General features: G+C 53.6%; 23 protein-coding genes and 1 pseudogene. 20 read left to right on the top strand and 4 right to left on the bottom strand.

Features of this window, described 5'->3' with window-relative positions; translation table 11 throughout:
* Nucleotides 1-82 precede the first annotated feature (82 nt).
* The 11 genes and pseudogenes from JAO79_RS02590 to JAO79_RS02640 all read left to right on the top strand — a co-directional run bounded on the left by JAO79_RS02590 (nucleotide 83) and on the right by JAO79_RS02640 (nucleotide 7,472).
* A complete protein-coding gene (locus JAO79_RS02590) occupies nucleotides 83-1,654 on the top strand; it encodes an IS1182 family transposase (protein WP_199005594.1) in 1,572 nt (523 codons plus the stop codon).
* A 221-nt stretch (nucleotides 1,655-1,875) separates the two neighbouring features.
* On the top strand, nucleotides 1,876-2,418 hold the full coding sequence (locus tag JAO79_RS02595; RefSeq protein WP_199005595.1) for a hypothetical protein: 543 nt from the start codon (nucleotides 1,876-1,878) through the stop codon (nucleotides 2,416-2,418).
* A gap of 105 nt (nucleotides 2,419-2,523) precedes the next feature.
* Nucleotides 2,524-2,817: a hypothetical protein gene (locus JAO79_RS02600; protein WP_199005596.1), complete on the top strand. Its 294-nt coding sequence runs from the start codon at nucleotides 2,524-2,526 to the stop codon at nucleotides 2,815-2,817.
* A 131-nt stretch (nucleotides 2,818-2,948) separates the two neighbouring features.
* Nucleotides 2,949-3,542: a DUF2971 domain-containing protein gene (locus JAO79_RS02605; RefSeq protein WP_199005597.1), complete on the top strand. Its 594-nt coding sequence runs from the start codon at nucleotides 2,949-2,951 to the stop codon at nucleotides 3,540-3,542.
* A gap of 60 nt (nucleotides 3,543-3,602) precedes the next feature.
* The gene (locus JAO79_RS02610) at nucleotides 3,603-3,920 is read left to right on the top strand and encodes a hypothetical protein (RefSeq protein WP_199005598.1); all 318 of its coding nucleotides are present in this window, start codon (nucleotides 3,603-3,605) and stop codon (nucleotides 3,918-3,920) included.
* A 136-nt stretch (nucleotides 3,921-4,056) separates the two neighbouring features.
* A pseudogene (locus JAO79_RS02615) lies at nucleotides 4,057-4,335 on the top strand (type II toxin-antitoxin system RelE/ParE family toxin).
* The gene (locus tag JAO79_RS02620; protein ID WP_199005599.1) at nucleotides 4,335-4,628 is read left to right on the top strand and encodes a HigA family addiction module antitoxin; all 294 of its coding nucleotides are present in this window, start codon (nucleotides 4,335-4,337) and stop codon (nucleotides 4,626-4,628) included. The pseudogene JAO79_RS02615 and the gene JAO79_RS02620 overlap by 1 nt, the downstream one beginning before the upstream one ends.
* Nucleotides 4,629-4,866: 238 nt before the next feature.
* The gene (locus JAO79_RS02625) at nucleotides 4,867-5,007 is read left to right on the top strand and encodes a hypothetical protein (RefSeq protein WP_199006658.1); all 141 of its coding nucleotides are present in this window, start codon (nucleotides 4,867-4,869) and stop codon (nucleotides 5,005-5,007) included.
* Nucleotides 4,986-5,984 carry a calcium/sodium antiporter gene (locus JAO79_RS02630; RefSeq protein WP_320158928.1) on the top strand — a complete coding sequence of 333 codons (999 nt, stop codon included), beginning with the start codon at nucleotides 4,986-4,988 and terminating at the stop codon, nucleotides 5,982-5,984. Before JAO79_RS02625 ends, JAO79_RS02630 begins: the two co-directional genes overlap by 22 nt.
* Nucleotides 5,954-6,199 (top strand): YqhA family protein, encoded by a 246-nt coding sequence (locus JAO79_RS02635; protein WP_320158929.1) that lies wholly within the window; start codon nucleotides 5,954-5,956, stop codon nucleotides 6,197-6,199. Before JAO79_RS02630 ends, JAO79_RS02635 begins: the two co-directional genes overlap by 31 nt.
* Nucleotides 6,200-6,581: 382 nt before the next feature.
* Nucleotides 6,582-7,472 (top strand): DMT family transporter, encoded by an 891-nt coding sequence (locus tag JAO79_RS02640; RefSeq protein WP_320158930.1) that lies wholly within the window; start codon nucleotides 6,582-6,584, stop codon nucleotides 7,470-7,472.
* A 37-nt stretch (nucleotides 7,473-7,509) separates the two neighbouring features.
* Here JAO79_RS02640 and JAO79_RS02645 read toward each other — a convergent pair whose 3' ends face one another.
* The gene (locus JAO79_RS02645) at nucleotides 7,510-7,719 is read right to left on the bottom strand and encodes a hypothetical protein (protein WP_199005600.1); all 210 of its coding nucleotides are present in this window, start codon (nucleotides 7,717-7,719) and stop codon (nucleotides 7,510-7,512) included.
* 200 nt (nucleotides 7,720-7,919) lie between these two features.
* Between JAO79_RS02645 and JAO79_RS02650 the strand changes: the two genes are divergently transcribed.
* From JAO79_RS02650 to JAO79_RS02665, 4 genes are all read left to right on the top strand, one after another.
* Nucleotides 7,920-8,402 (top strand): Hsp20 family protein, encoded by a 483-nt coding sequence (locus tag JAO79_RS02650; protein ID WP_114335171.1) that lies wholly within the window; start codon nucleotides 7,920-7,922, stop codon nucleotides 8,400-8,402.
* Between the two features lie 84 nt (nucleotides 8,403-8,486).
* Nucleotides 8,487-9,146: a glutathione S-transferase gene (locus tag JAO79_RS02655; protein WP_227664394.1), complete on the top strand. Its 660-nt coding sequence runs from the start codon at nucleotides 8,487-8,489 to the stop codon at nucleotides 9,144-9,146.
* Nucleotides 9,143-10,180 carry an NAD(P)H-dependent flavin oxidoreductase gene (locus tag JAO79_RS02660; RefSeq protein ID WP_199005602.1) on the top strand — a complete coding sequence of 346 codons (1,038 nt, stop codon included), beginning with the start codon at nucleotides 9,143-9,145 and terminating at the stop codon, nucleotides 10,178-10,180. Before JAO79_RS02655 ends, JAO79_RS02660 begins: the two co-directional genes overlap by 4 nt.
* Before the next feature lie 53 nt (nucleotides 10,181-10,233).
* On the top strand, nucleotides 10,234-10,563 hold the full coding sequence (locus JAO79_RS02665) for a DMT family transporter (protein WP_199005603.1): 330 nt from the start codon (nucleotides 10,234-10,236) through the stop codon (nucleotides 10,561-10,563).
* Between the two features lie 54 nt (nucleotides 10,564-10,617).
* Here JAO79_RS02665 and JAO79_RS02670 read toward each other — a convergent pair whose 3' ends face one another.
* Nucleotides 10,618-12,147: a ShlB/FhaC/HecB family hemolysin secretion/activation protein gene (locus JAO79_RS02670; protein WP_199005604.1), complete on the bottom strand. Its 1,530-nt coding sequence runs from the start codon at nucleotides 12,145-12,147 to the stop codon at nucleotides 10,618-10,620.
* A gap of 122 nt (nucleotides 12,148-12,269) precedes the next feature.
* Here JAO79_RS02670 and JAO79_RS02675 point away from each other — a divergent pair, with 122 nt between their 5' ends.
* The 4 genes from JAO79_RS02675 to ahpF all read left to right on the top strand — a co-directional run bounded on the left by JAO79_RS02675 (nucleotide 12,270) and on the right by ahpF (nucleotide 18,748).
* Nucleotides 12,270-13,379, top strand: a complete 1,110-nt coding sequence (locus JAO79_RS02675; protein ID WP_199005605.1) for a FecR domain-containing protein — start codon at nucleotides 12,270-12,272, stop codon at nucleotides 13,377-13,379.
* On the top strand, nucleotides 13,376-16,171 hold the full coding sequence (locus tag JAO79_RS02680) for an EAL domain-containing protein (protein ID WP_199005606.1): 2,796 nt from the start codon (nucleotides 13,376-13,378) through the stop codon (nucleotides 16,169-16,171). Before JAO79_RS02675 ends, JAO79_RS02680 begins: the two co-directional genes overlap by 4 nt.
* Before the next feature lie 220 nt (nucleotides 16,172-16,391).
* Nucleotides 16,392-16,955, top strand: coding sequence for an alkyl hydroperoxide reductase subunit C (gene ahpC, locus JAO79_RS02685; RefSeq protein WP_199005607.1), 564 nt, complete (start codon nucleotides 16,392-16,394; stop codon nucleotides 16,953-16,955).
* A 227-nt stretch (nucleotides 16,956-17,182) separates the two neighbouring features.
* Nucleotides 17,183-18,748, top strand: a complete 1,566-nt coding sequence (gene ahpF, locus JAO79_RS02690) for an alkyl hydroperoxide reductase subunit F (protein ID WP_199005608.1) — start codon at nucleotides 17,183-17,185, stop codon at nucleotides 18,746-18,748.
* A 74-nt stretch (nucleotides 18,749-18,822) separates the two neighbouring features.
* Here the strand turns inward: ahpF and JAO79_RS02695 are convergent, their stop codons facing one another.
* The gene (locus tag JAO79_RS02695; RefSeq protein ID WP_199005609.1) at nucleotides 18,823-19,488 is read right to left on the bottom strand and encodes a transglutaminase-like domain-containing protein; all 666 of its coding nucleotides are present in this window, start codon (nucleotides 19,486-19,488) and stop codon (nucleotides 18,823-18,825) included.
* A 193-nt stretch (nucleotides 19,489-19,681) separates the two neighbouring features.
* Here JAO79_RS02695 and JAO79_RS02700 point away from each other — a divergent pair, with 193 nt between their 5' ends.
* A complete protein-coding gene (locus tag JAO79_RS02700; RefSeq protein WP_199005610.1) occupies nucleotides 19,682-21,133 on the top strand; it encodes a flavin-containing monooxygenase in 1,452 nt (483 codons plus the stop codon).
* 27 nt (nucleotides 21,134-21,160) lie between these two features.
* Here JAO79_RS02700 and JAO79_RS02705 read toward each other — a convergent pair whose 3' ends face one another.
* Entirely contained in the window at nucleotides 21,161-21,967 is an 807-nt protein-coding gene (locus JAO79_RS02705; RefSeq protein ID WP_199005611.1) for a TlpA disulfide reductase family protein, read from the bottom strand.
* Between the last annotated feature and the right edge of the window lie 178 nt (nucleotides 21,968-22,145).

A 22,145-nucleotide genomic window follows, 5' to 3' on the forward strand; every position in this document is an offset into this window, starting at 1 on the left:
GCTGCAAGCGTTGAGGCTGTAGAAAAACCCTAAACCGGACTGGTTTTGGTAGCATTGAGCAAACAGACAAGGAGTCGTCGGGATGCCTCGTTTCAAGCACTACAACTACGACCAGGATGCGATGGTCGTGATCAATTACCAGGAGCAGCTCCAGCCGGGCACCTTTGAACACGCCGTTCATTATCTGATTGAGCACAAGTTGGATCTGTCGGTGTTTCATCCCAAATACCGCAACGACGACACCGGCCGCATGGCCTACGATCCGGCCATTCTTCTGAAGATCATCCTGTTCGCTTATTCCAAAGGCATCACTTCCAGCCGTGAAATCCAGTGGTGCTGCGAAACCAACATTATATTTAAAGCACTGTCCTGCGACACCGTTCCGCACTTCACTACCTTGGCCAAGTTCGTTAGCAGCCACGCTGAGGAAATCGAAGAGTTGTTCGAACAGGTGTTGCTGGTGTGTCACGAACAAGGCTTGCTGGGCAACGAACTGTTTGCCATCGACGGCTGCAAAATGTCGTCGAACGCCGCCAAAGAATGGTCGGGCACCTTTAAAGAGTTGGGTGAAAAACGAGACAAGCTGAAGCGGCTGATTCGCCATCATCTGCGTGAACACCACCAACGGGATGAGGCGGAAACCGAAGCCGAACTGGATAGGGATATTCGCCGTGCGAAAACCATCCTATCGCTAGACGAAGCGATGACCAAAGTAGACCGATTCCTAAAGACGAGCAGCCCAAGGATGGGCCAAGGGAAACGGCGCAAGGAAGTGAAGAGCAACCTCACCGATAACGAAAGTGCCAAGATGACCACCAGCAAAGGCACGATCCAGGGCTATAACGGGGTGGCCACGGTGGACAAGAAACACCAGGTCATCGTTGATGCCCAAGCCTTCGGGGAAGGGCAGGAACACCACACGCTGCAACCCGTACTGGAAACGGTCGAAGCTCGCTTCAAGAAGTTGGGTATTGCCGACAATATCTACCAGCAAGGTACTGTCGTTACGGCGGACACCGGCTTCGCCAACGAAGCCAACATGAAATACCTGCACGAACGACAGATCAACGGTTACATCCCGGACAATCGCTTCCGCAGCAGGGATCCTAAGTTCCAGAACCAGAAAGACAAATACGGAAAACGGCACCAGAATTTGCCCAAAACCGGTTGGAAAAACATCATTCCGGCTAGCGAATTTCAGTTCGATCCGGTGAGCCTCACTTGCATCTGTCCGGCTGGCAACGCCATCAGTTACCAAGGCGCACGGGAAACCGAGAACGGAAAAACCCGGGTTCAATTCGAAGGTCGTCTGCTCCAGTGCCGGCACTGCCCAAAGAAACACCGATGCATGCAGAATCCGGCGTCAGCCAACCACCGCAAAGGGTCTGGCCGACAAGTCTCTTTTACCATCGAAAATAAACGGCTCCCGAACTACACGGATTGGATGAAGCATCGGGTAGATAGCCCGCAAGGCAAAGAAATCTACAGCCACCGCACGTCGGTGGTGGAACCGGTGTTCGGCAACATTGGCACAACCAAACGCCTGAACCGTTTTAGCCTGCGTGGAAAGCGAAAAGTGCAGGGGCAATGGCAACTGTATTGCCTGGTGCACAATATTGAGAAACTGGTGAATTATGGGCGGATGGCTGCGTGAACGGGGGGAGGCAATGCGCCCAGAAATGCCCTTGCGCACAAGGCTAAGAGCGCCTGAACACTGAAATAGCGGGATTGAGGTCTATAGCGGGCAATCAATCCGGAAACTGGAAATTGCTGGGCGAACTGGCCGGCTAAAACAAACGAGATCGTAGGCGGTGGAATGCTCGCTCATTTTTGGGTTTTTCTACAGCCTCGTTATGCGAGAATAGAGGAGCAAAGATGCTAACTTTCATCCGGAAATATTTCGGCAAAGCTCCCGCAAAGGAAATTTCGGGTCAGCAGAAAGGCCCGGACCAGTATCTATTGCGAGAAGTTGAGAAAACCGATCTGATTCGCAAAGATCAGATAGAGGTCGTACTCCAGCATCTCAGCAATGAGATCAATCTGAACAAGACGGGAAACAAACTCTCAGCAGATGAAAAAAAGGAGCTGGGAATAAACCCTCGCTTACAAATCACCCATGAGTTACTTGCTGTTTTAAATGAAAAGGGTCGATCTCAAAATGACCCCAAGAGTGTTTTGTCATCTATTGCGATGAAGGCCAATTTTGCCCGGTCCCACGACGAAAATATTCAGAACTATAAAAGCATGGGGCTCAAAAAGTATGAAGTGGTTGCCTGCCGGGATCAGCGAGATTGTTCGTGGTGCAAGTCAATGGATGGAAAGAAGCTATCGGTAAATCAGAGCATCAACGAACTGATAGAACAAAATTGCAGATGCGATAGTCACTGCAGATTAGCCACGGTCGCGGTGCTTGACTGAGGGCAACCGCATAACAAGGCCAGGCACGGCGACGTCTACTACATTGCGGCTTCGCCTCCATTCCGTAGCCGCGCATGCTGGCGAGCGTTAGAAGGAGGTCTCAGTATGTCAGAGAACAGCGAACACATTACGTCAGCGCAAGAGTGGTCGGTACGATTCACTAGTCAAGGAAAAGAAAAATTTCGCGCGCTCGGTGGAAGCCAGCAATTATCCGATTGGAGCTATGCTGTTTCTGTACCTGCGCGGGAGGGACGTACCGAGAAAGAATTGGTTGAAGAGGTTCGGGCGCTGGGGTCGAAAAAGATTTTCCAGGAATGCCAAAAAGACGGTCTTGAGGTCTCTCTTGAGGATATCCGTACACTGGAAACACACGAGAATCTCGAGGGAAGTAGGCGGTGAAGGCGATAGTCAGCCCTTCTAACAAGGCCATTAAATTCGCTCCCTACGGTCGCCGGACGCTCGTTCCTCGCGCCGTTTATGGCGGGCGTTAGGCATTCAATGAGGGAGGTTAAGTGAGAGTTTTTCATTTCATGCAAAAGCAATATGCAATAAGCAACCTTGAGAGGTCCCGACTTAAAGTTGCTACCTTGGATAGCATGAATGACCCATATGAACTCTTCCTGAATTTCGACGGGGCTTCCAGAGACGACATTGAAAAATTCAAAGAACACTTTACTTTAAAGTCTGGATTTCTGTGTTTCTCAAAAAACCTAAATGATCCTGTTCAATGGGCGCACTATGCAGATAACCACAGAGGTATCTGTTGGGAGTTTGATATTCCAGCGCATCTCTTAAACAGAATTGAGTATGGAGAGGAACCGATAAACCTTGCACAGAGAGATGAAGACTGGCGAGATAATCTGGTGAAAGCCACTCTCCGAAAATACGATGGATGGTCTTACGAGCAAGAATATCGAATTCTGGTGGACTTAGAAGCTGAAGAGGTTATTCGCGAATCTGGGCTTCATTTTGTCAAACTCGAGAAGATTGTTTTTCCAACTCGAGTCTATGCTGGAATTCGCTGCGAACTATCCGCCGAAGAGAAGGAGCTTTTCTACCGTAATGATCTTGAAGTTATTCAGATGGCTCAAGATCATCGGTCTTACTCCATCATTCCGGCCTAACAATGCAAGTCACGGCGATGTCTACTTCATTGCGGCTTCGCCTCCATTCCGCAGCCGCGCATGCTTGGCGGCGTTAAATTTACAACCACTATGGAGCAAACCTTGGAAATTGTTCGCCAGTTAATACTTGATTGGGCTCTTTTTATTGATCTTTTCGCAGTAGCATTGTTGGTAATGACCAAGTTTTTCTCAAACACAACAGGTACATGGTTTGGAGTCGGTTGCATTCTGCTGATAATCGCGCTCGGAAATGCGTCAGTGATGTGGAATATGGACATGAATCCTGCACAGTTTTTGCCCACGCTATTCGGACTGGTCGTATTAGGTGCGCTCGGTGTGCGATTTATTGGGAATTGGCTTCTCGACGGTGTCAAATAAAGCCTGTCGCCAATTTAACAAAAGCAGGCACGGCGACGCCCACTACATTGCGCCTTCGGCTCCATTTCGTGGGCGCGCATGCTGGCTGGCGTTAAGCTTGGTTGTTGCGTGATGCGCAGCGCGTTATTATTCCCTCATGATTAAATCATTCCGTCACAAAGGACTGAAACGGTTCTACTCGACTGGCAACATATCTGGCATCCAGCCGGATCACGCCAAGAAACTACGTATGCAGTTGACTGCTTTGGATACTGCTACTTAGGTGGACGACATGGACATCCCAGGCTTTCGGCTTCACCCATTGAAGGGGAAAGACAAGGGTCGGTGGTCGATTCGGGTTAACGGAAATTGGCGTATGACGTTCGAATTTCAGGACGGCAACGCCTACATTCTTGATTATGAGGATTATCCCTGATGACTATGCATAATCCGCCGCATCCAGGTGAGTTCATTCGGGAGGTGTACCTGGAGCCTTTCGGTATCAGTTCCCGTCAGCTGGCTTCCAGTCTGGGCGTATCACCTTCCACTTTGTCTAGGCTGCTCAAAGGGGATAGTGGTATTAGCCCGGAAATGTCGCTTCGGCTATCCAAGGTTCTTGGGCGTTCTCCTGAGAGTTGGTTGGCGATGCAAGATATGTACGATCTATGGGTGGCCCGCAACACGGTCAACCTGGATGGAATCCATCCTCTGGACTTCGAGGCAGCTTAACCAATGGCTGTTGTCGGACGCGCCTACGCTGCGCTTACCGGCACGTCTCAGAGCCAAAAGTCAGGTCAATCTGGATAAGCACGGTATTGATTTCGTAGCCGCTCAATCGTGACGCCGCAGGCGGCGCACATTAGCGGAGCTGGTCGCCTTGGCTGAGCCAGGAACCCGAGTGCCCGGTGCAGATCGAGGGCGTCCCCGGCAAAACCGGCCACAAGATTTGAAAATCACGATAAGCCAAGTGGCTGTTTTGATCCTGGTGATTCTGTTCCTTGAGCAGGCTGTCGAGATTGGCGCTACGATCGAAACGCTATACCTTGGTTCTGCCATCGGTATCGTTGTTTTGGCGTCGGTATTCGCGTGGAAGAATATGAAACACTGACGAGCACTTCAATGACATTGAACATTAGTTATTTCTGCATTGGCTTGGTGCTGCTCATTGCTGGTGGTGAAGCCTTGATTCGGGGCGCGCTTGCTTCCGCGCAGCGTCTCGGCGTTTCACCGTTGTTGAGCGGACTGGTGATCGTGGGGTTTGGAACCTCAGCACCTGAATTGGTGGTTTCCGTGAATGCTGCGGTTGATGGCCAGCCGGATATCGCAGTTGGCAATGTGCTAGGGAGTAATATTGGCAATATCTTGCTCATACTCGGGCTATGCGCATTAATTACGCCTTTAACCGTCAGTCCTTTGGCGTTGCAAAGAGATGCCGTCACGGTTGTTGGGGCAAGCGTGTTGTTCCTGGTTCTAGCAGGCGGAAGTGCACTGGGGCGCTTGGACGGAGCTCTGCTAATCGGAGCCTTGATAGCGTATCTGGGTTGGGCTTATTGGAGTGAACGTTTCCGCTCTGCACCCTCGGGAGAGTTGCACAAGGCGGAATCTGAAGAACTTACGGCCATTCCAAAGTCGGCTAGGTCGGCAGCCGTTTCCTCGCTGCTCGGGTTGTTGTTATTAATCGGTGGTTCACAAGTTTTTTTGCTCGGTTCAACGGGCATAGCACAGCACTTCGGGGTGCCTGAGGCGGTCATTGGCTTAACGCTAGTGGCGGTTGGTACTTCTCTACCTGAGCTATCTATATCGGTGATTTCAGCGATTCGGCGTCACGCTGATGTGGCTGTCGGTAATATTCTTGGTAGCAATATCTTCAATTTGCTCGGCATTCTCGGCGTATCGGCGCTTCTTCAACCTCTCCCGATCTCTCCAAGAATGCTCCAGTTTGACCAATGGGTCATGCTTGTAACTTCGGCATTTCTGCTTTTGTTCCTCTATACAGGACGGCGATTGAGTCGAGCCGAAGGGGGAGTGCTATTAGTTTGTTATGTCGCGTATGTGTGGTTGAGTTTTTCTGTATTCGGTGGCTGAGTGGGTCGCTCTTCGGCTCAGGTGATATTCACGATACCGTTATTCCGAAAATCATCATTGCGGTGGACATTTACCTGATTGCTATCGTCCTTCTGATTTTCGGTTCTGGAATTTATCGCCTTTTCATCTCACCCATTGACCAGTCTGAAGACAGGACCCCTAGCCATCCGTTTAACGTTGGCTCTTTTGATCAGCTTAAAGACAAGGTTGCATAGGCCTTTATTATCTAGGATCCTATCCCTTATCTCATGACAGGGTGCAGAACGATACACTCCACCTGACCGCTACGCAGCTGTGGCGAGCGTCGTTTCACGCAGGGTTTCCAGCTTGGGGTCTGATTTATCGGCTGAGTTCGAGGTCTATTTAACGACATTGTTTGAACAAGCAATCAGTCGTGGAGAGCTGAACAGCCGTGTGTCGGGGCTGGAGTATGCGCGTTTTTTTCAAGTTCAATTTACAGGTTTGCGCAGCTACTTTAATCGTCCGGGCGTAGATCATTTGGCCCAGCCAATGATCGATCGAATGTTTGCCTTGATGGAGTCGTTATAGCAATTTCTGAACGCCAAACGGCGCCCACGTGAACATACGGTGCAGCATGTGTTGATCGATAAAAATACGATAAAAATCAGTGCTTGCACCGTGTTCGCACTTCTCGCATTTGCGGGAAATTCCGTACTTTGCCGCTTAGCCTTGGGCGGAAACGCCATTGATGCAGCCAGTTTCACGATCATAAGGTTGCTGTCAGGAATCGCCGTTCTGATGGTCGTCATTGCGATCACGAAGAGGCCAAAGAAAAGCCAATCCAGGGGGAGTTGGTTGGCCGCATGTCTATTGTTTGTCTATGCGTTGGCTTTCTCTTACGGATATCTTTCTCTAGACACCGGCACCGGTGCGTTAATTCTGTTTGCGGCGGTCCAGATCACCATGATTGCCGTTGGCATTGTCTCGGGGAACCGGCTCCATGTTGCCGAGTGGCTGGGGCTATTCGTTGCGTTCTCAGGTTTCGTGTATTTGATTATTCCGAGCGTCACCACGCCATCGCTGGCGGGTTTTCTTCTTATGACGGTGTCGGGTATTGCGTGGGGCGGGTACACGCTTGTTGGACGGTCTTCAACGCAGCCGCTTGCAGATACAGCTTATAATTTCCTGCGAACCGCGCCGCTTGTGCTGGCTCTGCTTATATTCACGTTGCAGCACGCTGATCTAACCCGGCAGGGTGTTCTGTTAGCGGCCGTGTCCGGGGCCATCGCCTCTGGTGCGGGGTATGCGGTCTGGTATATTGCGCTACGAGGGTTGTCTGTGACTCAGGCGGCGGTAGTTCAGTTGTTTGTTCCAATCATCGCTGCGGTGGGAGGAGTCATCGTTACCCAAGAGCCGATTACCCTTCGCCTGGCTGAATCCTCGGCTTTAGTGCTGGGAGGTATCTTAATGGTCATCTTGGGTAGGCACTACTTTGTCTCGCGAGCAGTCGTTTCTCCATCCGATTGAGCGTTTGTATTCTTTCCGCTACCAGACCGAATTGCATTTAGTCAGTGGGCGGAAAGCGTTCGAAGGCCGGTAGTTCGTGGGCGCGCTCCATCCAGCTAATTCGCTCTGCAACCTGAATATGAATCCGCGCTGGAATCGCTTCCGGTGTATCGTAAGTACCGCTTTGAACATCGATCAGGCCGGGCAGCGTCTGGGCATTGGAATAGAACAATCCGGTGCCGCAATGACATCCACCTGAGAGTTCCATAGCGCATTCCTCGTTTCATGGGTCGATACCGAAGGGTCTTTATCAAGCTTAGCAGAATCCTCATTAGTGGCAGCCAACACAGAGGCTTGAAAAATTGCTCGCGCGACCCTATTTCGGGAGTAGGGGAAAGGCGTCTCGATGAGAGCATGACTCCAAATTGATTGTTTTTATTTCGTATTGCTTCTAACGGAGGATGTGTGATGAATACAATTGATTTCACCCCACTTTATCGCAACAGCGTCGGCTTTGACCGCATGGCGTCGCTGCTTGATTCGGCTTTGCGCAGCGAACAAGGCTCGGCAGGTTATCCGCCTTACGACATTGAAGTGCTGGACGATAACCAGTACTCCATTGCCTTAGCGGTGGCCGGTTTTGATCGCAGCGAGCTTAGCATCGAGGTCGAAAGAGGTGTTCTGACCGTCCGCGGAAAAAAACAGGACGATCAAAGCGACCGCAAGTTCCTGTATCAGGGCATCGCCAGCCGGGCCTTCGAGCGCAAGTTTAATCTTGCGGATCATGTGGAAGTGACCGGTGCCGATTTGAGTAATGGTCTGCTGACTATTAGCCTGGTGAAAGAAATCCCAGAGGCCATGAAGCCTAAGACCATTGAAATCAAAGGCGCAGGCAACGTCCTTGAGCACCGAGAACACGCAGTCGAAAGCGACGGTGACAAGGCCGCCTAATGAACCGGGCAGAGGCGAGAGCCTCTGCCCTTTTTTCACACTCAATTCCTCAGGCAGCACATTATTACCACTTCACTACACCGTCTGTACTCTTTCCGCCGCTGTCCCTACGCCATGCGCGCCCGCCTTGGTCTGGTGTTTGCCGGGCTGCAGGTTGAGCTGCGGGAAATCGTTCTGAAAAACAAACCCGCGCAAATGCTGGCCATCAGCCCAAAAGGCACGGTGCCCGTGCTGGAACTGGTTGAGGAAAATGGCAGCCAGCGCCGGGTGATCGAGGAAAGCCGGGACATTCTTGAATGGGCGCTGCAGCAAAACGACCCACACGGCTTGCTCAACACCGATCTGGCCAGCGCGAGTGCCCTGATCGAACGCAACGATAACGAGTTCAAGCACTGGTTGGATCGTTATAAATACGCTGATCGGCATCCTGAGCGAAGCCAGCTGGAATACCGCCAAGAGGGTGAGGCGTTTTTGCAGGCTTTGGAGGATTTGCTGGGCCAGAACACGTTCCTGATGGGAGAACGCATCAGCATGGCGGATATTGCCGTAATGCCGTTCGTGCGCCAGTTTGCCCACGTCGATCGCGATGTGTTCTACAGCCTGCCTTACCCCAAGCTACAGAAATGGCTGACCACTTGGCTGGAGCATCCGGTGTTTCAGCAGGTGATGGTCAAATACCAGCCGTGGCAGGAAGGTGACGACGTTGTGATTTTTCCATCCCAAATTGAAAGAGGCGGTCTATGAGCATTCAGGAACTGTTGGGTATCGAACTGCCCGTTATCCAGGCACCGATGGCGGGGGTGCAGGGCAGTGAGCTTGCGATTGCGGTATCCGAGGCCGGAGGCTTGGGATCGCTTCCGTGTGGAATGCTCGGTGTAGACGCCATGCGTAAGGAGTTGGCGGCGATCAAGGCTCGGACGAACCGGCCCTTCAACGTGAATTTCTTCTGCCATACCCAACCCGAACCCGATGCGGAACAGGACGCAAAGTGGAAAGCTTCTCTGTCGCCTTATTATCGGGAGTTTGGTATCGACGAAAGCAAGGTGGCCTCAGGAGCGGGGCGATTGCCCTTCGGCGTAGAAGCCGCCGATGTGTTGGCGGAGTTTGAACCGGCCGTTGTCAGCTTTCATTACGGCCTGCCAGAGCAAGATTTACTGGACCGCGTGCGCACATGGGGCGCAAAAATTCTGTCTACGGCAACCACAGTCGAAGAGGCCCGTTGGCTGGAAGCTCAGGGTGTCGATGCCATTATTGCGCAGGGTTTAGAGGCAGGTGGTCATCGCGGAATTTTTCTGTCAGAAGATCTCAATAGCCAGCTTGGAACGTTTGCGCTTGTACCGCAGATTGTTCAGGCCGTGAACGTGCCAGTGATTGCCGCCGGTGGGATAGCAGATGCAAACGGGGTAGCGGCTGCTATGACACTAGGGGCCGCGGGTGTGCAGGTGGGGACCGCTTATCTGTTGTGCCCGGAAGCCAACACCAGTGCGCTTCACCGTGCGGCCATCAAAAGCAATGCCGCAGCCGTGACGGCTTTAACGAACGTGTTTTCCGGGCGCCCGGCTCGGGGCATTGTGAATCGCATTATGAGCGAACTCGGGCCAATCAGCCCGGCAGCGCCAGCATTCCCGCTGGCGTCGGCGGCTTTGGCGCCTCTACGTGCGGCGGCGGAGCAGGCTAATTGTGGTGAGTTCTCGCCGTTGTGGGCGGGCCAGAATGTCAGCGGTTGCAAGGAAATTCCCGCGGCGGATCTCACTCGGGCACTGGCAAAAGGCGCATAGAGCCCGCATGATGGCGCCAACTGACACCTGAGCCCTGTTTGAAAGGTTTTTCTATGAGTTACGTTTACCTCGCCCTGGCCATCATTGCCGAAGTGGCCGGCACGGCTGCCCTGAAGTCATCTGAAGGCTTCACCAATTTGGTCCCCAGCATCATCGTGGTGCTGGGTTATGGCATGGCGTTTTACTTTTTGTCGTTAGTGCTGCACGACATTCCGGTGGGTGTCGCCTATGCCATTTGGGCCGGCGCCGGAGTGGTGTTGATTTCGGTGGTGGGTGTAGCCATGTTCGGCCAAAAGCTGGACCTGCCTGCCATCGTGGGTATGGCGCTGATCGTGAGCGGGATTGTGGTGATGAATGTGTTTTCTTCGTCGGTTCAGCATTAATTCGATAGAAACTGAGCGCCGGGATATTAAATGGCGGATTTTCTGCGCTATGCATTAGAAGTAGGTGGTAAGTCGCCCAGTCAACCGAAGGTCTGAGTCTTTATAGGCGGAAGCTGTGGTCAACGGTTTACCCATTTCGATGTAGGCGGATACCTTACGATTCAGGAAGCGCAGCCCTGCACCTGCGGCGGCACCTGATTCGCGATCACCACTCTGGTTTTGGAAGGCACGGGCAACGCCGAAGTAGACATAGGGCACCCATCGAGAGCCTGGCATCCATTGTTCACTGCTGAAGCCGCGGCGAAGTTCAAGCTTTGTGCCCAGCCCGGAATCTCCACTGAACTCGCCTGGCTCGTAGGCCAGGGCTATGTGCCTGCCACCGATAGAGAAACGTTGAGAGTAGGGTAGGTTGTCGCCAGAATATTGGCCAGACACGTCAAGCTTCAAAGAGAAATCCGCAGGCAATTCCTGCCAAAGGGTGTAGAAGGCGTGGAGAATCTGGAAATCCAGTTCCAGAGAATCGTTGGTGCGAGAACCGCTGCGCTTTGCGCCAAAGTTATCCACACCCACTCGGCCCGAAACGCCGAATCTTGACAGATTGCCTGTACTTTTTGCGTAGGCGAGCGCGCCCACACTGGCCATACGCAGGTTCTCATCCACCTCGATGTCGTTGCCCCGTTCGCGCGTGTAATCCCGCAGAATCAGGCTGCTGTTCAGGCTGAGTGTGAAGGACGTGGAATCCAGCAGACGGTGGCGCCACCGTACCTGGGACCAGATACGCTCATACTCCCGTTCGGGACGTGTGCGTTGATCTCGCGGTACCGCTCGCGAGCTGCTGACATCGGCATAAACGGTATCTGTGTCGGTCGCATGATAAGACAAGCCAGCTCCTAGATTGCGGTAACCACTGGACTCGAGGGTATGAAGCCCAAAGAGGTAGATCTCGCGAATCCCTGCGCCCAGTCCTGTAACACGGAGTTTGCCGGCGACCATATGCTTGCCCAGGGTCTGGCTGCCTTCGGCGCTGTAGGTCAGTTCGCCATGAATCTCCGGTTTCAGGGTGTAGGTAATTCGATGTTGTCCCGGAGAGGTTTCGTCAATTGTAGTGGCTAATCCCACTCCGACCGCCTTTTCCAGCGTTCGATTGAAGCGTTCTATATCAAGGCGGGAAATGGGTACGCGTTGCCTCAGGGGGGTAAGGCGGTCGCGAACGGCATTTCGTAGATCTTCCGTCCCACCAGTAATCTGGACCTCAACGATACGGGGCTCGGTGATCTCGGCAATCAGAATGTGCACGTTGTCCGGGTGTGTGCGGATCGTTACAGCTGGGGAAAGAAAGCCTTGCTTAAGGTAGTATCCGCTAATGCGTGTGTGCAGGCCTGTTTTCAGCTGTGGGGTAATGGATTCGCCCACGTTATTTTCGTACAGGGGGATAAGCTGAGGCGCGCTGAAGGCGGATACACCCTCAAAAACCACTGCACCCAGAACGGGTTTTCCAGCAGAAGCATAGGCCGAGGGCATAAAGAGTACGGCGAAAAGCAGAAGCGCGTGAACAGCCATGTATCGCAATTTATGTGTGTCCATTAATTTTACAGCCAGCGGACCAGGGTCTTTAATAGGTTTGTGTAGCCCCCGCTAATACAAACAGTCCTAGCATAGAACATTATGAGCCGTTGCAGTATCGAACTGAGATAACGGGAGAAGAAATGGACATTCTAGTTGGCCCAGCCAAAAGCAAGATGTATCGCTGCATTCTGGGCTTGTCCCTGATGATGCTGACCCTGTTCGCGATGGCCGCAGAGCCTATCCGCGTCGAATCTTTTAACGGCCAGGTGCAGTACCGGGCCCATGAACACGAGGCGTGGAAGCCCGTACAGGCGGGATTGGCTGTCGAAGCCCCGGTTGAATTCCGGGCCCTGGCCGATGCATCGGGCCTGATCAGTCAGGCCGGTTCGGAATTCGAGCTGAAAAGCGGGTCTCACGTTGTTTTACAAGCCAATACCGCTGAATCGGATGGGCTGGTAAACCGGATAAAGCAATGGTTTGGCACGGTGTTTTATCGAATTGAACGTCAGCCGGATGAGTTTAGTGTGGAAACGCCCTTTTTGGTGTCTACGGTCAAGGGGACGCGGTTTGTGATTGTCACGACCGATACGTCTTCGCTGGTTACCCTGACGGAGGGCTCGCTGGAAGTGCTCGATCTTGCCAGTGAACAAACCCAGATGATGTCGCCCGGTGATGTTGTAGGGGTTGGCGACATGCAGGCCGGCATCCAAACGTTCCAACAGTCAGAGCAGTCCGTCTCGTCAGCGAGCGCCGAGCCGGCAGCCGGGGCGGTTGCGGTGACAGAAAGTGGCGCAGAGAAGCCTGCCAGCTTCGATGTTCAGTTGCAGGAAATGGTTGATCTCGGGGCTGGTTCAACAGTGGAATCGGGTGATACAGGCGATGAGGTGGCGTCCGAAACTGGTGATTTGATTGGGCAGGGAGTCGAACCGGCAGGGGATGAAGGTCTAGGCCTTGGCGCAGAAATCGGATTGGATGATCGGCTCGATTTGGGGCTTGATGCCGATGTAGACGGTGGGCTGGGGCTGGACTTGGGCGTAGATGATGTTCTGGATCTCGATGCGGGCCTGGAACTCGATGACGATCGAGACTTCGGGGTCGATGATGGCCGTGATTTTGATCAGGATGATTTCGACGACCCGGAGTTCGATGAGGATGATTTTGATGACGACGATTTTGACGATGACGACGATGATCAGAACCAGGGTGCATTGATTGATGGCCTGATAGAGCCGCTGAACCCGATTCTATGAATGCGAAATCGAGCGGCGTGTTCGGTCGATCCCGCTCGGCCCTGAAGGTCATGCTGGCCGCCTTTTTAGCTGGGGTGGTGTTCGTAATGCTGCTTTGGCAGGGCATTTTGGAGCGCCCGGAAGCCGGGCTGCGGGACCGCATCATCAGCCATCTGGTCAAAGAGCAGTCGAGCAATCTGCTGATTCTCGAAATCGATTCCGCCAGCATCGAGGCCATAGGGCAGTGGCCGTGGCCTCGGGGCGTTCACGCGCGTGCCATTCATAAACTGGAAAGCGCGGGTGTTCGCTCGCTGATGATCGATGTGGATTTCAGTTCTCCCTCCAGTATTGGTGGCGATCGGGAATTGGAGCAGGCAATCCGGTCGATTGCGAAAGACATCCCCACCTATTTGCCTGTCTTTGTGCAACGGCGCAGCCAGGCCGAATCCGCATTGATGATCCGCCGCCCGATAGCGGCGTTGGCAGACAGTGTGGAATTGGTCTCTGTGAATATGCACCCTGCCGGCGACGGTCTGGTACGTTATCTTTCCGTCGGATTTCGTTGGCCGGATGAATTTTTCCGCGGGGCCTGGAGCGCGCTGGCAGAGCAGTCAGACAGCGGAACCTGGGTGGATTACACCATTTCTCCCCGGTCTTTCCGGTATGTTCGGTTTATCGATTTGCTCCAAGACCGTGTGCCAGATGAGGTGCTACGCGGCCGGGATGTGTTGATAGGGGCAACCGCCATCGAGTTGGGGGACACCCTGGCAACGCCGATTCATCAGGTGCTCCCCGGCGTAGTGATTCAGGCATTGGGCGCGCAAACCCTTCGCAATGGTGGTTTGCATTCCCCTCCACCGTTAATCGGCTATGCCATCCTTGCTTTGGCGCTGTTCGTGGCGGCCGTTGTTTTTTCTCGTTGTCATTGGCGACAAGGCCTGTTGATGTTGGCTGTGGCCATCGGTGTTTGGTCTGGCATCTTCGTTTGGGCCTATCTCGAGGCGCAGCTTTTGCTCGATGTGTTCAAACCCATCCTGTTGAGTGCTTTGGTGTACGTGGCGGTGAATCTTGCGCGGCTCGATGCGGTTACCCTCGAACGGCTGTGGTTGCAGATCAGCCTGAGCGATAACGAAGCGCTGCTGAATCGTATTGTCGCGACTACCAATGATTACATTTTGTGCGTGGATCGCAGCGGCCGGATAACCAAAGCAAATCAATCGGTCCAGACCCTCTGTGAGCTCTCCGAGAGTGAGATGGAAGGTGCGAGCCTTGAGGAAATCATGCCGGATGCCCGGCATGGCGTGATGGAGTTGCCGGAGGAACCGTTCGATAGCTATCTGGTGACGCAGGGTGGGCACCACATTCCTGCTCAGGCGACGGTGAGCCGGGTGGCAACCTCCGGGGATGCGATATTTACAGTGGTTCTGAGGGATCTCAGAGAGCGGGTCGAGCGTGAGCGTGAGCTGGAATACCGAGCCAGCTATGACGCGTTGACCGGCCTGTTAAACCGGTCTGCATTCTTCGATAGGGTCAATGAAACACTCCAGAATCATTCGGCAGGCTGTTTGGTTTGCCTGGACATTGATTATTTTCGGGACGTCAACGATACCTACGGGCATGCTGCGGGGGATACGTTATTGGCGGCAATTGCGGGCCGCATTACCCGGTTCGTTGGCAACCTGGGATATTGTGCACGAATCGGTGGAGACGGTTTTGCCTTGTGGCTGCCGGGACTGCGTTTTTCAGCGGGTGGAAGCGAATTCTGTGAAAGCCTTCTGGAGCACCTTGAGAGGCCACTGGTGCTGGCGGGTGTGGATGGCCCTGCGGTAGAAGTGTCTGCAACGGTGGGGGCTGCCGACTTTCAAGGTAAAAATAGTAGAGCCGGTAAAGCAGCAAACGAGAGTTCGGCCACGCCGGCCGAAATCATGTTGCGCCAGGCCGCCGATGCGATGCGTTTGGGAAAACAGGAAGGGCTTGCGGTTCGTTGTTATAACGAGAACGACCAGCAGGCGGCGTTGCACCGATTGGAGCTGGTTCCCGCGATACGCACCCACATTCAGAACAACGCGTTTGATCTTGTGTTTCAACCGAAGCTGGAATTGAACACGCTGAGCCCCATCGGCTGTGAGGCGCTGTTGAGGTGGCCGGCTTCTGACGGCGAGTCTATTTCCGTGGCTCAGTTAATTGAAGTCGCTGAGAACTCGAGGCAAATCGTGCCGTTAACCCGCTGGGTGGTCGAAACGCTGCTGGAGCAAGAAGCGGAGTGGGAGAAGGCCGCTCGCCCGAGACATTTGGCCCTCAACCTTTCCCCACGCTTATTCCTGGACCGCGTGTTCTTCGATGGCCTGAAAGATCTGCTGCGTTCGAGCAGGGGTTATTTCGACATTGAGTGTGAAATAACAGAAACCGCACTACTGGACAACGAAGGCTTGGCGCGGGACATGGTCAGTGAGTTGATTGACAGCGGCGCCAGCATTGCCATAGACGACTACGGCACCGGGTATTCATCGTTGGCCTACCTGCAGAGCTTGCGAGCTTCGGTGCTCAAGATCGATAAATCGTTTGTGTCACACATTCAGAGTTCGGCCAACAACCAGGTCATTGTGCGCTCAACCATCAACATGGCCCACGACCTTGGCATGACCGTAGTGGCAGAAGGCGTGGAGACGGCCGGCGACGAGCAATTCCTGCAGGCGAATGGCTGTGATTTGGTACAGGGCTATCTGTATGGAAAACCTATGGCCTTGGCGGATTACGATCGCTGGCTGGCGGACCGCCGGCAGGCCCGAAGCCGGCCCGTAGCCTCCTCCTGAAGCCGGTAACCGGGGGATTGGCAAGTCTAGTGGTTACTGTCCCTATTGCTAATATTTGCGAAACTCCTACCATAGCTCTTCACGCTGACGTTGAGCTTGGAGATAGGGCTAACCTATCTTGATCTTTTGAATAATCAATTTTACTAAAAGCGTCTCGTTGCCTAATCTAGGCTCCGTAGATTCATCAACACGCACGTGTACCAACAGGAGAAATTCTGAGATGGGAATTATTAACAGCGAAATCAAACCGTTTAACGCAACTGCATTCAAGCAGGGCGAGTTTGTAGAAATCTCTGAAGCCGACGTTAAAGGCAAGTGGTCGATTTTCTTCTTCTACCCGGCCGACTTCACGTTCGTTTGCCCGACTGAGCTGGGCGACGTTGCAGACAAGTACGAAGAGCTGCAGAAGCTGGGCGTAGAAGTGTTCTCTGTGTCTACCGACACCCACTTCACCCACAAAGCATGGCACGACAGCTCTGAAACCATCGGTAAGATCAACTACTACATGGTTGGCGACCAGAACGGCACCATCACCAACAACTTCGGTGTGATGCGTGAAGGCCAGGGTCTTGCAGACCGCGCTACCTTCCTGATCGATCCGGATGGTGTTATCCAGGCGATGGAAATCACTGCTGAAGGTATCGGCCGTGACGCAGACGACCTGATGCGCAAAGTGAAAGCCGCTCAGTACGTTCGCAACCATCCTGGCGAAGTTTGCCCGGCTAAGTGGAAAGAAGGTGAAGCTACTCTGGCTCCGTCTTTGGACCTGGTTGGCAAGATCTAAGTTTTGCCTGCAAGGTAAAGCTAACGAAAAGGCCCGCCATGCGGGCCTTTTTTTTGGAGTTTTGCCAAGGAGGCCGGCAAATCCATGAATAGGTATTTGCTATCAAATGGTTTCGGCTAATTAATTTGAGCTTTTGATAGCGAGTCTTTATCTTAGAGACATATTCAGTTTGCGATCTTTAATTACGCAGACATCTGATTTCACCTGAGTTGAGGGGATGAGCCACTATGTTAGACGCCAATATCAAACAACAGTTGAACGCCTACATGGACAAGCTGCAACAGCCGATCGAGCTGGTCGCAGCGTATGACGACAGCGACAAGTCCAAAGAGCTGAAAGAGCTGCTGGAAGAATTGGCCGGCATGTCAGACAAAATCAGCCTTCGGGATGAAGAGTCTGCAGATGTGCGCCGCCCATCGTTCTCGATCAATCGAGTGGGTACGGATGTCGGTGTTAGTTTTGCCGGTATCCCGATGGGACACGAGTTCACCTCGTTGGTGCTGGCGCTGCTGCAGGTGGGTGGTCACCCGTCCAAAGCGTCTCAGGATCTGATTGAACAGATTCAGGAACTGGACGGTGAGTTCGAGTTCGAAACCTACTTCTCCTTGTCTTGCCAGAACTGCCCAGACGTCGTGCAGGCTCTGAACCTGATCAGTGTGCTGAACCCGAGCATCAAGCACACCTCCATTGACGGCGCCCTGTTCCAGGACGAAGTCGAGCAGCGCGAAGTGATGGCAGTGCCCAGTGTGTACCTGAACGGTCAGCCGTGGGGCCAGGGCCGGATGACGCTGGAAGAAATTGTTGCCAAGCTGGACACCAACGCCGGTGCGAAGGAAGCGGAAAAGCTGAACCAGAAAGACGCCTTTGACGTATTAGTCATCGGAGGTGGCCCGGCAGGCTCCGCCGCAGCGATTTACGCTGCTCGTAAAGGCATTTCTACGGGCCTGGCGGCTGAGCGCTTTGGCGGTCAGGTGGGCGACACTATGTCGATTGAAAACCTGATCTCTGTGCCTTACACCGAAGGGCCGAAGCTTGTGTCTGCCATGGAGCAGCACGTGAACGAATACGACGTAGACGTGATGAACCTGCAGCGTGCCGAGAAGTTGATTCCGGCTCAGAGCAAAGGCGGTTTGCACGAAGTGCGTCTGGCGAACGGCGCCTCTTTGAAATCCCGGACGGTGATTCTGTCTACCGGTGCCCGCTGGCGCCAGATGGGCGTACCGGGTGAGGAAGAGTACCGGAACAAAGGCGTGGCTTACTGCCCGCACTGTGACGGCCCCTTGTTCAAAGGTAAGCGCGTGGCGGTGATCGGTGGCGGTAACTCCGGCGTAGAAGCAGCCATTGATTTGGCGGGTATTGTCGGCCACGTCACTTTGATCGAGTTTGGCGAGCAGATGCGCGCCGACGAAGTGCTGCAGAAGAAACTGCGCAGCCTGGGCAACGTGGACATCATTACTTCCGGACAGACCACTGAAATCGTGGGTGAAAACGGCAAGGTCAGCGGCCTGAACTACAAAGACCGCACGACCGGTGATGAGCACCACGTAGAATTGGAAGGTGTGTTTGTTCAGATTGGTCTGGTGCCGAACACCGAGTGGCTGAAAGGCGACATCGAGTTAAGCCAGCACGGCGAGGTTGTCATCAACGAGCGCAATGAAACCTCGATTCCGGGTGTATTTGCGGCCGGTGACGCCACCACGGTGCCTTACAAGCAGATTGTGATTTCAATGGGCGAGGGTTCCAAGGCGTCGTTGAGTGCCTTTGACTTCCTGATCCGTAACGAAGCTCAGTAAGTGTGAGCCAAGCCTGACAAATTCAGGCTGACCCCCTGAAACCGGTACCCGCAGGATGCGGCTACCGGTTTTTTTTATGAGCGCCCGGAAATGTCTTTCTCAAGGCTGTAATTGTTCGGGCCGGCTTCTTCTTCAAACAGATGGCCGTAGGCCGCCATAATGCCGTCCAGAATAAAGCGGTGAGGAACATCGTCGAACACGCCGTGGTTGTTGATGTATTCCATGTGAGCCGCGCCGGATTCAGTGTATTCCTGAAAGATGGAGTCGTTCACGCCGTCAAATTCCAGAGGGTCCACGTTCATCAAGGTACAGAGTTTTTTGTTGAAGGCGGGCGTTGCTTTGACCCAGCGGCCGTTCAGGTAGAGTTCGATAAAGCCGTGCATGCGGAAGACATCGGATTGCAGCCATTCAATCAGTTTGGGGCTCGACAGATGGTTGCGAACATCGGCAAGGCCCAGCCGGCTGGGGATCCCGATCGCACGAGCTGCGGCGCCCAGCAATACCGCTTTGGGAATGCAGTAGCTTTCGCCCACCGTCAGAGCGTAACTGGCGCTGAACGTCTCTGGGTCGGGGCTGAACACATAAGGGTTGTAGCTGATGCCATCGCGCACAGCCAAATAGAGCGCTTTGATTTGTTCGACCGGATCGTCTGACACGCCTTCAAGCTGTTGCTGCATCCAGGCTTGAACGGTTGGTGATTGGTAATCGAAAAATGGCGTCGGCTTCAGGTAGTTTTCCATCATTATTATCCTGATTGTGCGTGTCGATTGCGTCATCATCTCGCAGTTAGCTAGCTATGGGAAATACTATTTTTGTTGGACGATTTGACCGGATTTTGGAGAGGCGGTGGGTTTGCGGCCAATCGAAGTCTGCGACAAAGTACGTAGTGTTGGAGGTCGTCAAAGAACAAACAACAATAGAGGGCGAGCACCCATGGATGAGCAACATTATGATGTCCTGATCATCGGCGCGGGCGTTTCCGGTATCGGCATGGCCTGCCATCTCAAAAAATCGTGCCCGCACAAGCGCTTTGCCATTCTGGAGCGGCGACAATCGCTCGGTGGCACCTGGGATTTGTTCCGCTATCCCGGCATCCGTTCCGATTCCGATATGTTTACCTTCGGCTACAAGTTTCGGCCCTGGTCAGGCGGTAAGGTGCTGGCAGATGGCGCCTCGATCAAGCAGTACCTCGCGAAGACCGCCCGAGAGAAAGGCGTTGATAAGCACATCCATTATGGTTTGGCGGTGAAGGAGGCCAACTGGTCCAGCGAGGACAAATGCTGGAAACTGATCGCCGAGAATGCCGAAACCGGTGAGCTCGAAACCTGGACCACCAACTTCCTGGTGGGTTGTACCGGTTACTATGACTACGATCAGGGTTATATGCCGGATTTCCCGGGCGAGGCCGATTTCAAGGGCCAGATTGTGCACCCTCAGCACTGGCCGGAGCATCTGGATTACACCGGCAAGAAGGTGGTGGTGATTGGCAGTGGTGCAACCGCCATTACACTGGTACCAACCATGGCGGAAGACGCCGGACATGTGACCATGCTGCAGCGTTCGCCGTCTTACCTGATGCCGCTTCCATCGACCGATGAAATCACCCTTGCCCTGCAAAAAGTGCTGCCTGCAAAGCTGTCGTACAAGCTGACCCGATCACGCAACCTCTTTATCTCGCGGCAGCTGTATAAACGCTCCCGCAAAAGCCCGCGAGCTATGCGGCGGCTGCTGTTGTGGATAGTGAAGCGCGAATTAAAAGGCAAAGTGGACATGCGCCACTTTACGCCGAACTACAACCCCTGGGATCAGCGTTTGTGTGTGGTGAAGGACGGTGATTTGTTCAAAGCCCTTAAAGCCGGCAGGGCGTCTATCAAAACCGACCACATTGATCGCTTCACCGAAACCGGCATCCGCCTGAGATCGGGAGAGGAACTGGCCGCCGATATCATCATCCCGGCCACCGGTTTGAATCTGCAAATTCTAGGCGGTATAAAACCGACCCTGGATGGCCAGGACGTTGTGATCAAGGAAAAGGTGCTCTACAAGAGTGTGATGGTGGAAGGGGTGCCAAATGCCGGTGTGATTATTGGTTACACCAACGCTTCGTGGACGCTGAAAGTTGATATAGCGTGCAAATACCTGTGTCGGTTGATCAATTACATGGATAACCAGCAATACAAGGTAGCAACACCGGAGGGCGCTGAAGGCTGTCGCAGCGAGGGCACCATGATGGACTCACTGGGCGCGGGTTACGTAAAGCGCGCCGCAGATGAGTTGCCCCGCCAAGGCACCCGTGGCCCATGGCGAACGGTGCAGGACTATCAGCGAGATTCCAAAGTGTTGTGTTCAGATGCGATTGACGATGGTTATCTCGCGTTCCAGTAATTAATGGCTTTCAGGGCGAGCATCTGTTTAGTCGAAGCGCTCCAGGCTTCGGGCCAGGCTGGCGTGGGAGAGTTCGCCCATGTGCGTATCCACCAGCGTTCCCTGTGCGTTATAAAACAGGGTGGTGGGCAGGCCCTGGCTACCGACAACACGGCCAAAACTGCCCGACCGGTCGCTCAGTACATGGCTGAGGTTCAGGTTCTGTTCCATCAGGAATTTTCGAATCGTTTCCGGGTGCTCGCCCTGATTGGCAAACACAAAATTGATGCCGGAGTAGCGCTGTTGGGCTTGCTCCAACACCGGCATTTCACGGATGCAGGGTGGGCACCAGGTGGCCCAAAGGTTCACCACGGTTGGGCGGTTCTGAGCGATGGTTTCCAAGTTGACCGGTTGCTCGTTCAGATTGGTCAGCGCCACTTCCGGGAACCCTTGGGTTTGCTGATGGATTAGTGCGATCACACCGCTGGTAAACCCCCAGGTGATCAGGCCCGCGGCTACCGCAGAACCCAGCGCACGCCGGATAGCGGTGTGTTTCCACATCAGGTAGGCCGTGAAAATGAGCGCAGCCATCAGGCCGGTGACCATATCGAAACCGCCATCGCGGATATCGATGATGCCCCATAAATCACTCTGGTAATGCTCGAAGTAGCGCACCACAAAGCCAATGCGGGCCGTGACCATGGCCACCAGAAAAATATCGGCCAAGGTGCCCGATACCGGCGTTTGCCGTTTGCGCCCAATAAGAGCGCCAACAATCAGCGCGACCACAAAAGCCAGCACCAGTAGCAGGTGCCCGATTGACAGGCTCAGAGGGCCGATACCAATGCTGATCATGACGTCTCCTGTTTCCATTGATTAAATAATTGCTTACAAGCGGGTACTGACCTCAAGACCGGGCCCGAGTTCCATTGCGCGAGGTAAATCGTGTGGTAGCTAACAATAAACACTTATGGCTATTTCAAAGGGGCTCTGTTACCGTGCACGCATCCTGCCTCTAGGGATTCCGCAGTTT

The organism is Marinobacter litoralis, assembly GCF_016427555.1.
GTDB lineage: Bacteria > Pseudomonadota > Gammaproteobacteria > Pseudomonadales > Oleiphilaceae > Marinobacter > Marinobacter litoralis_A.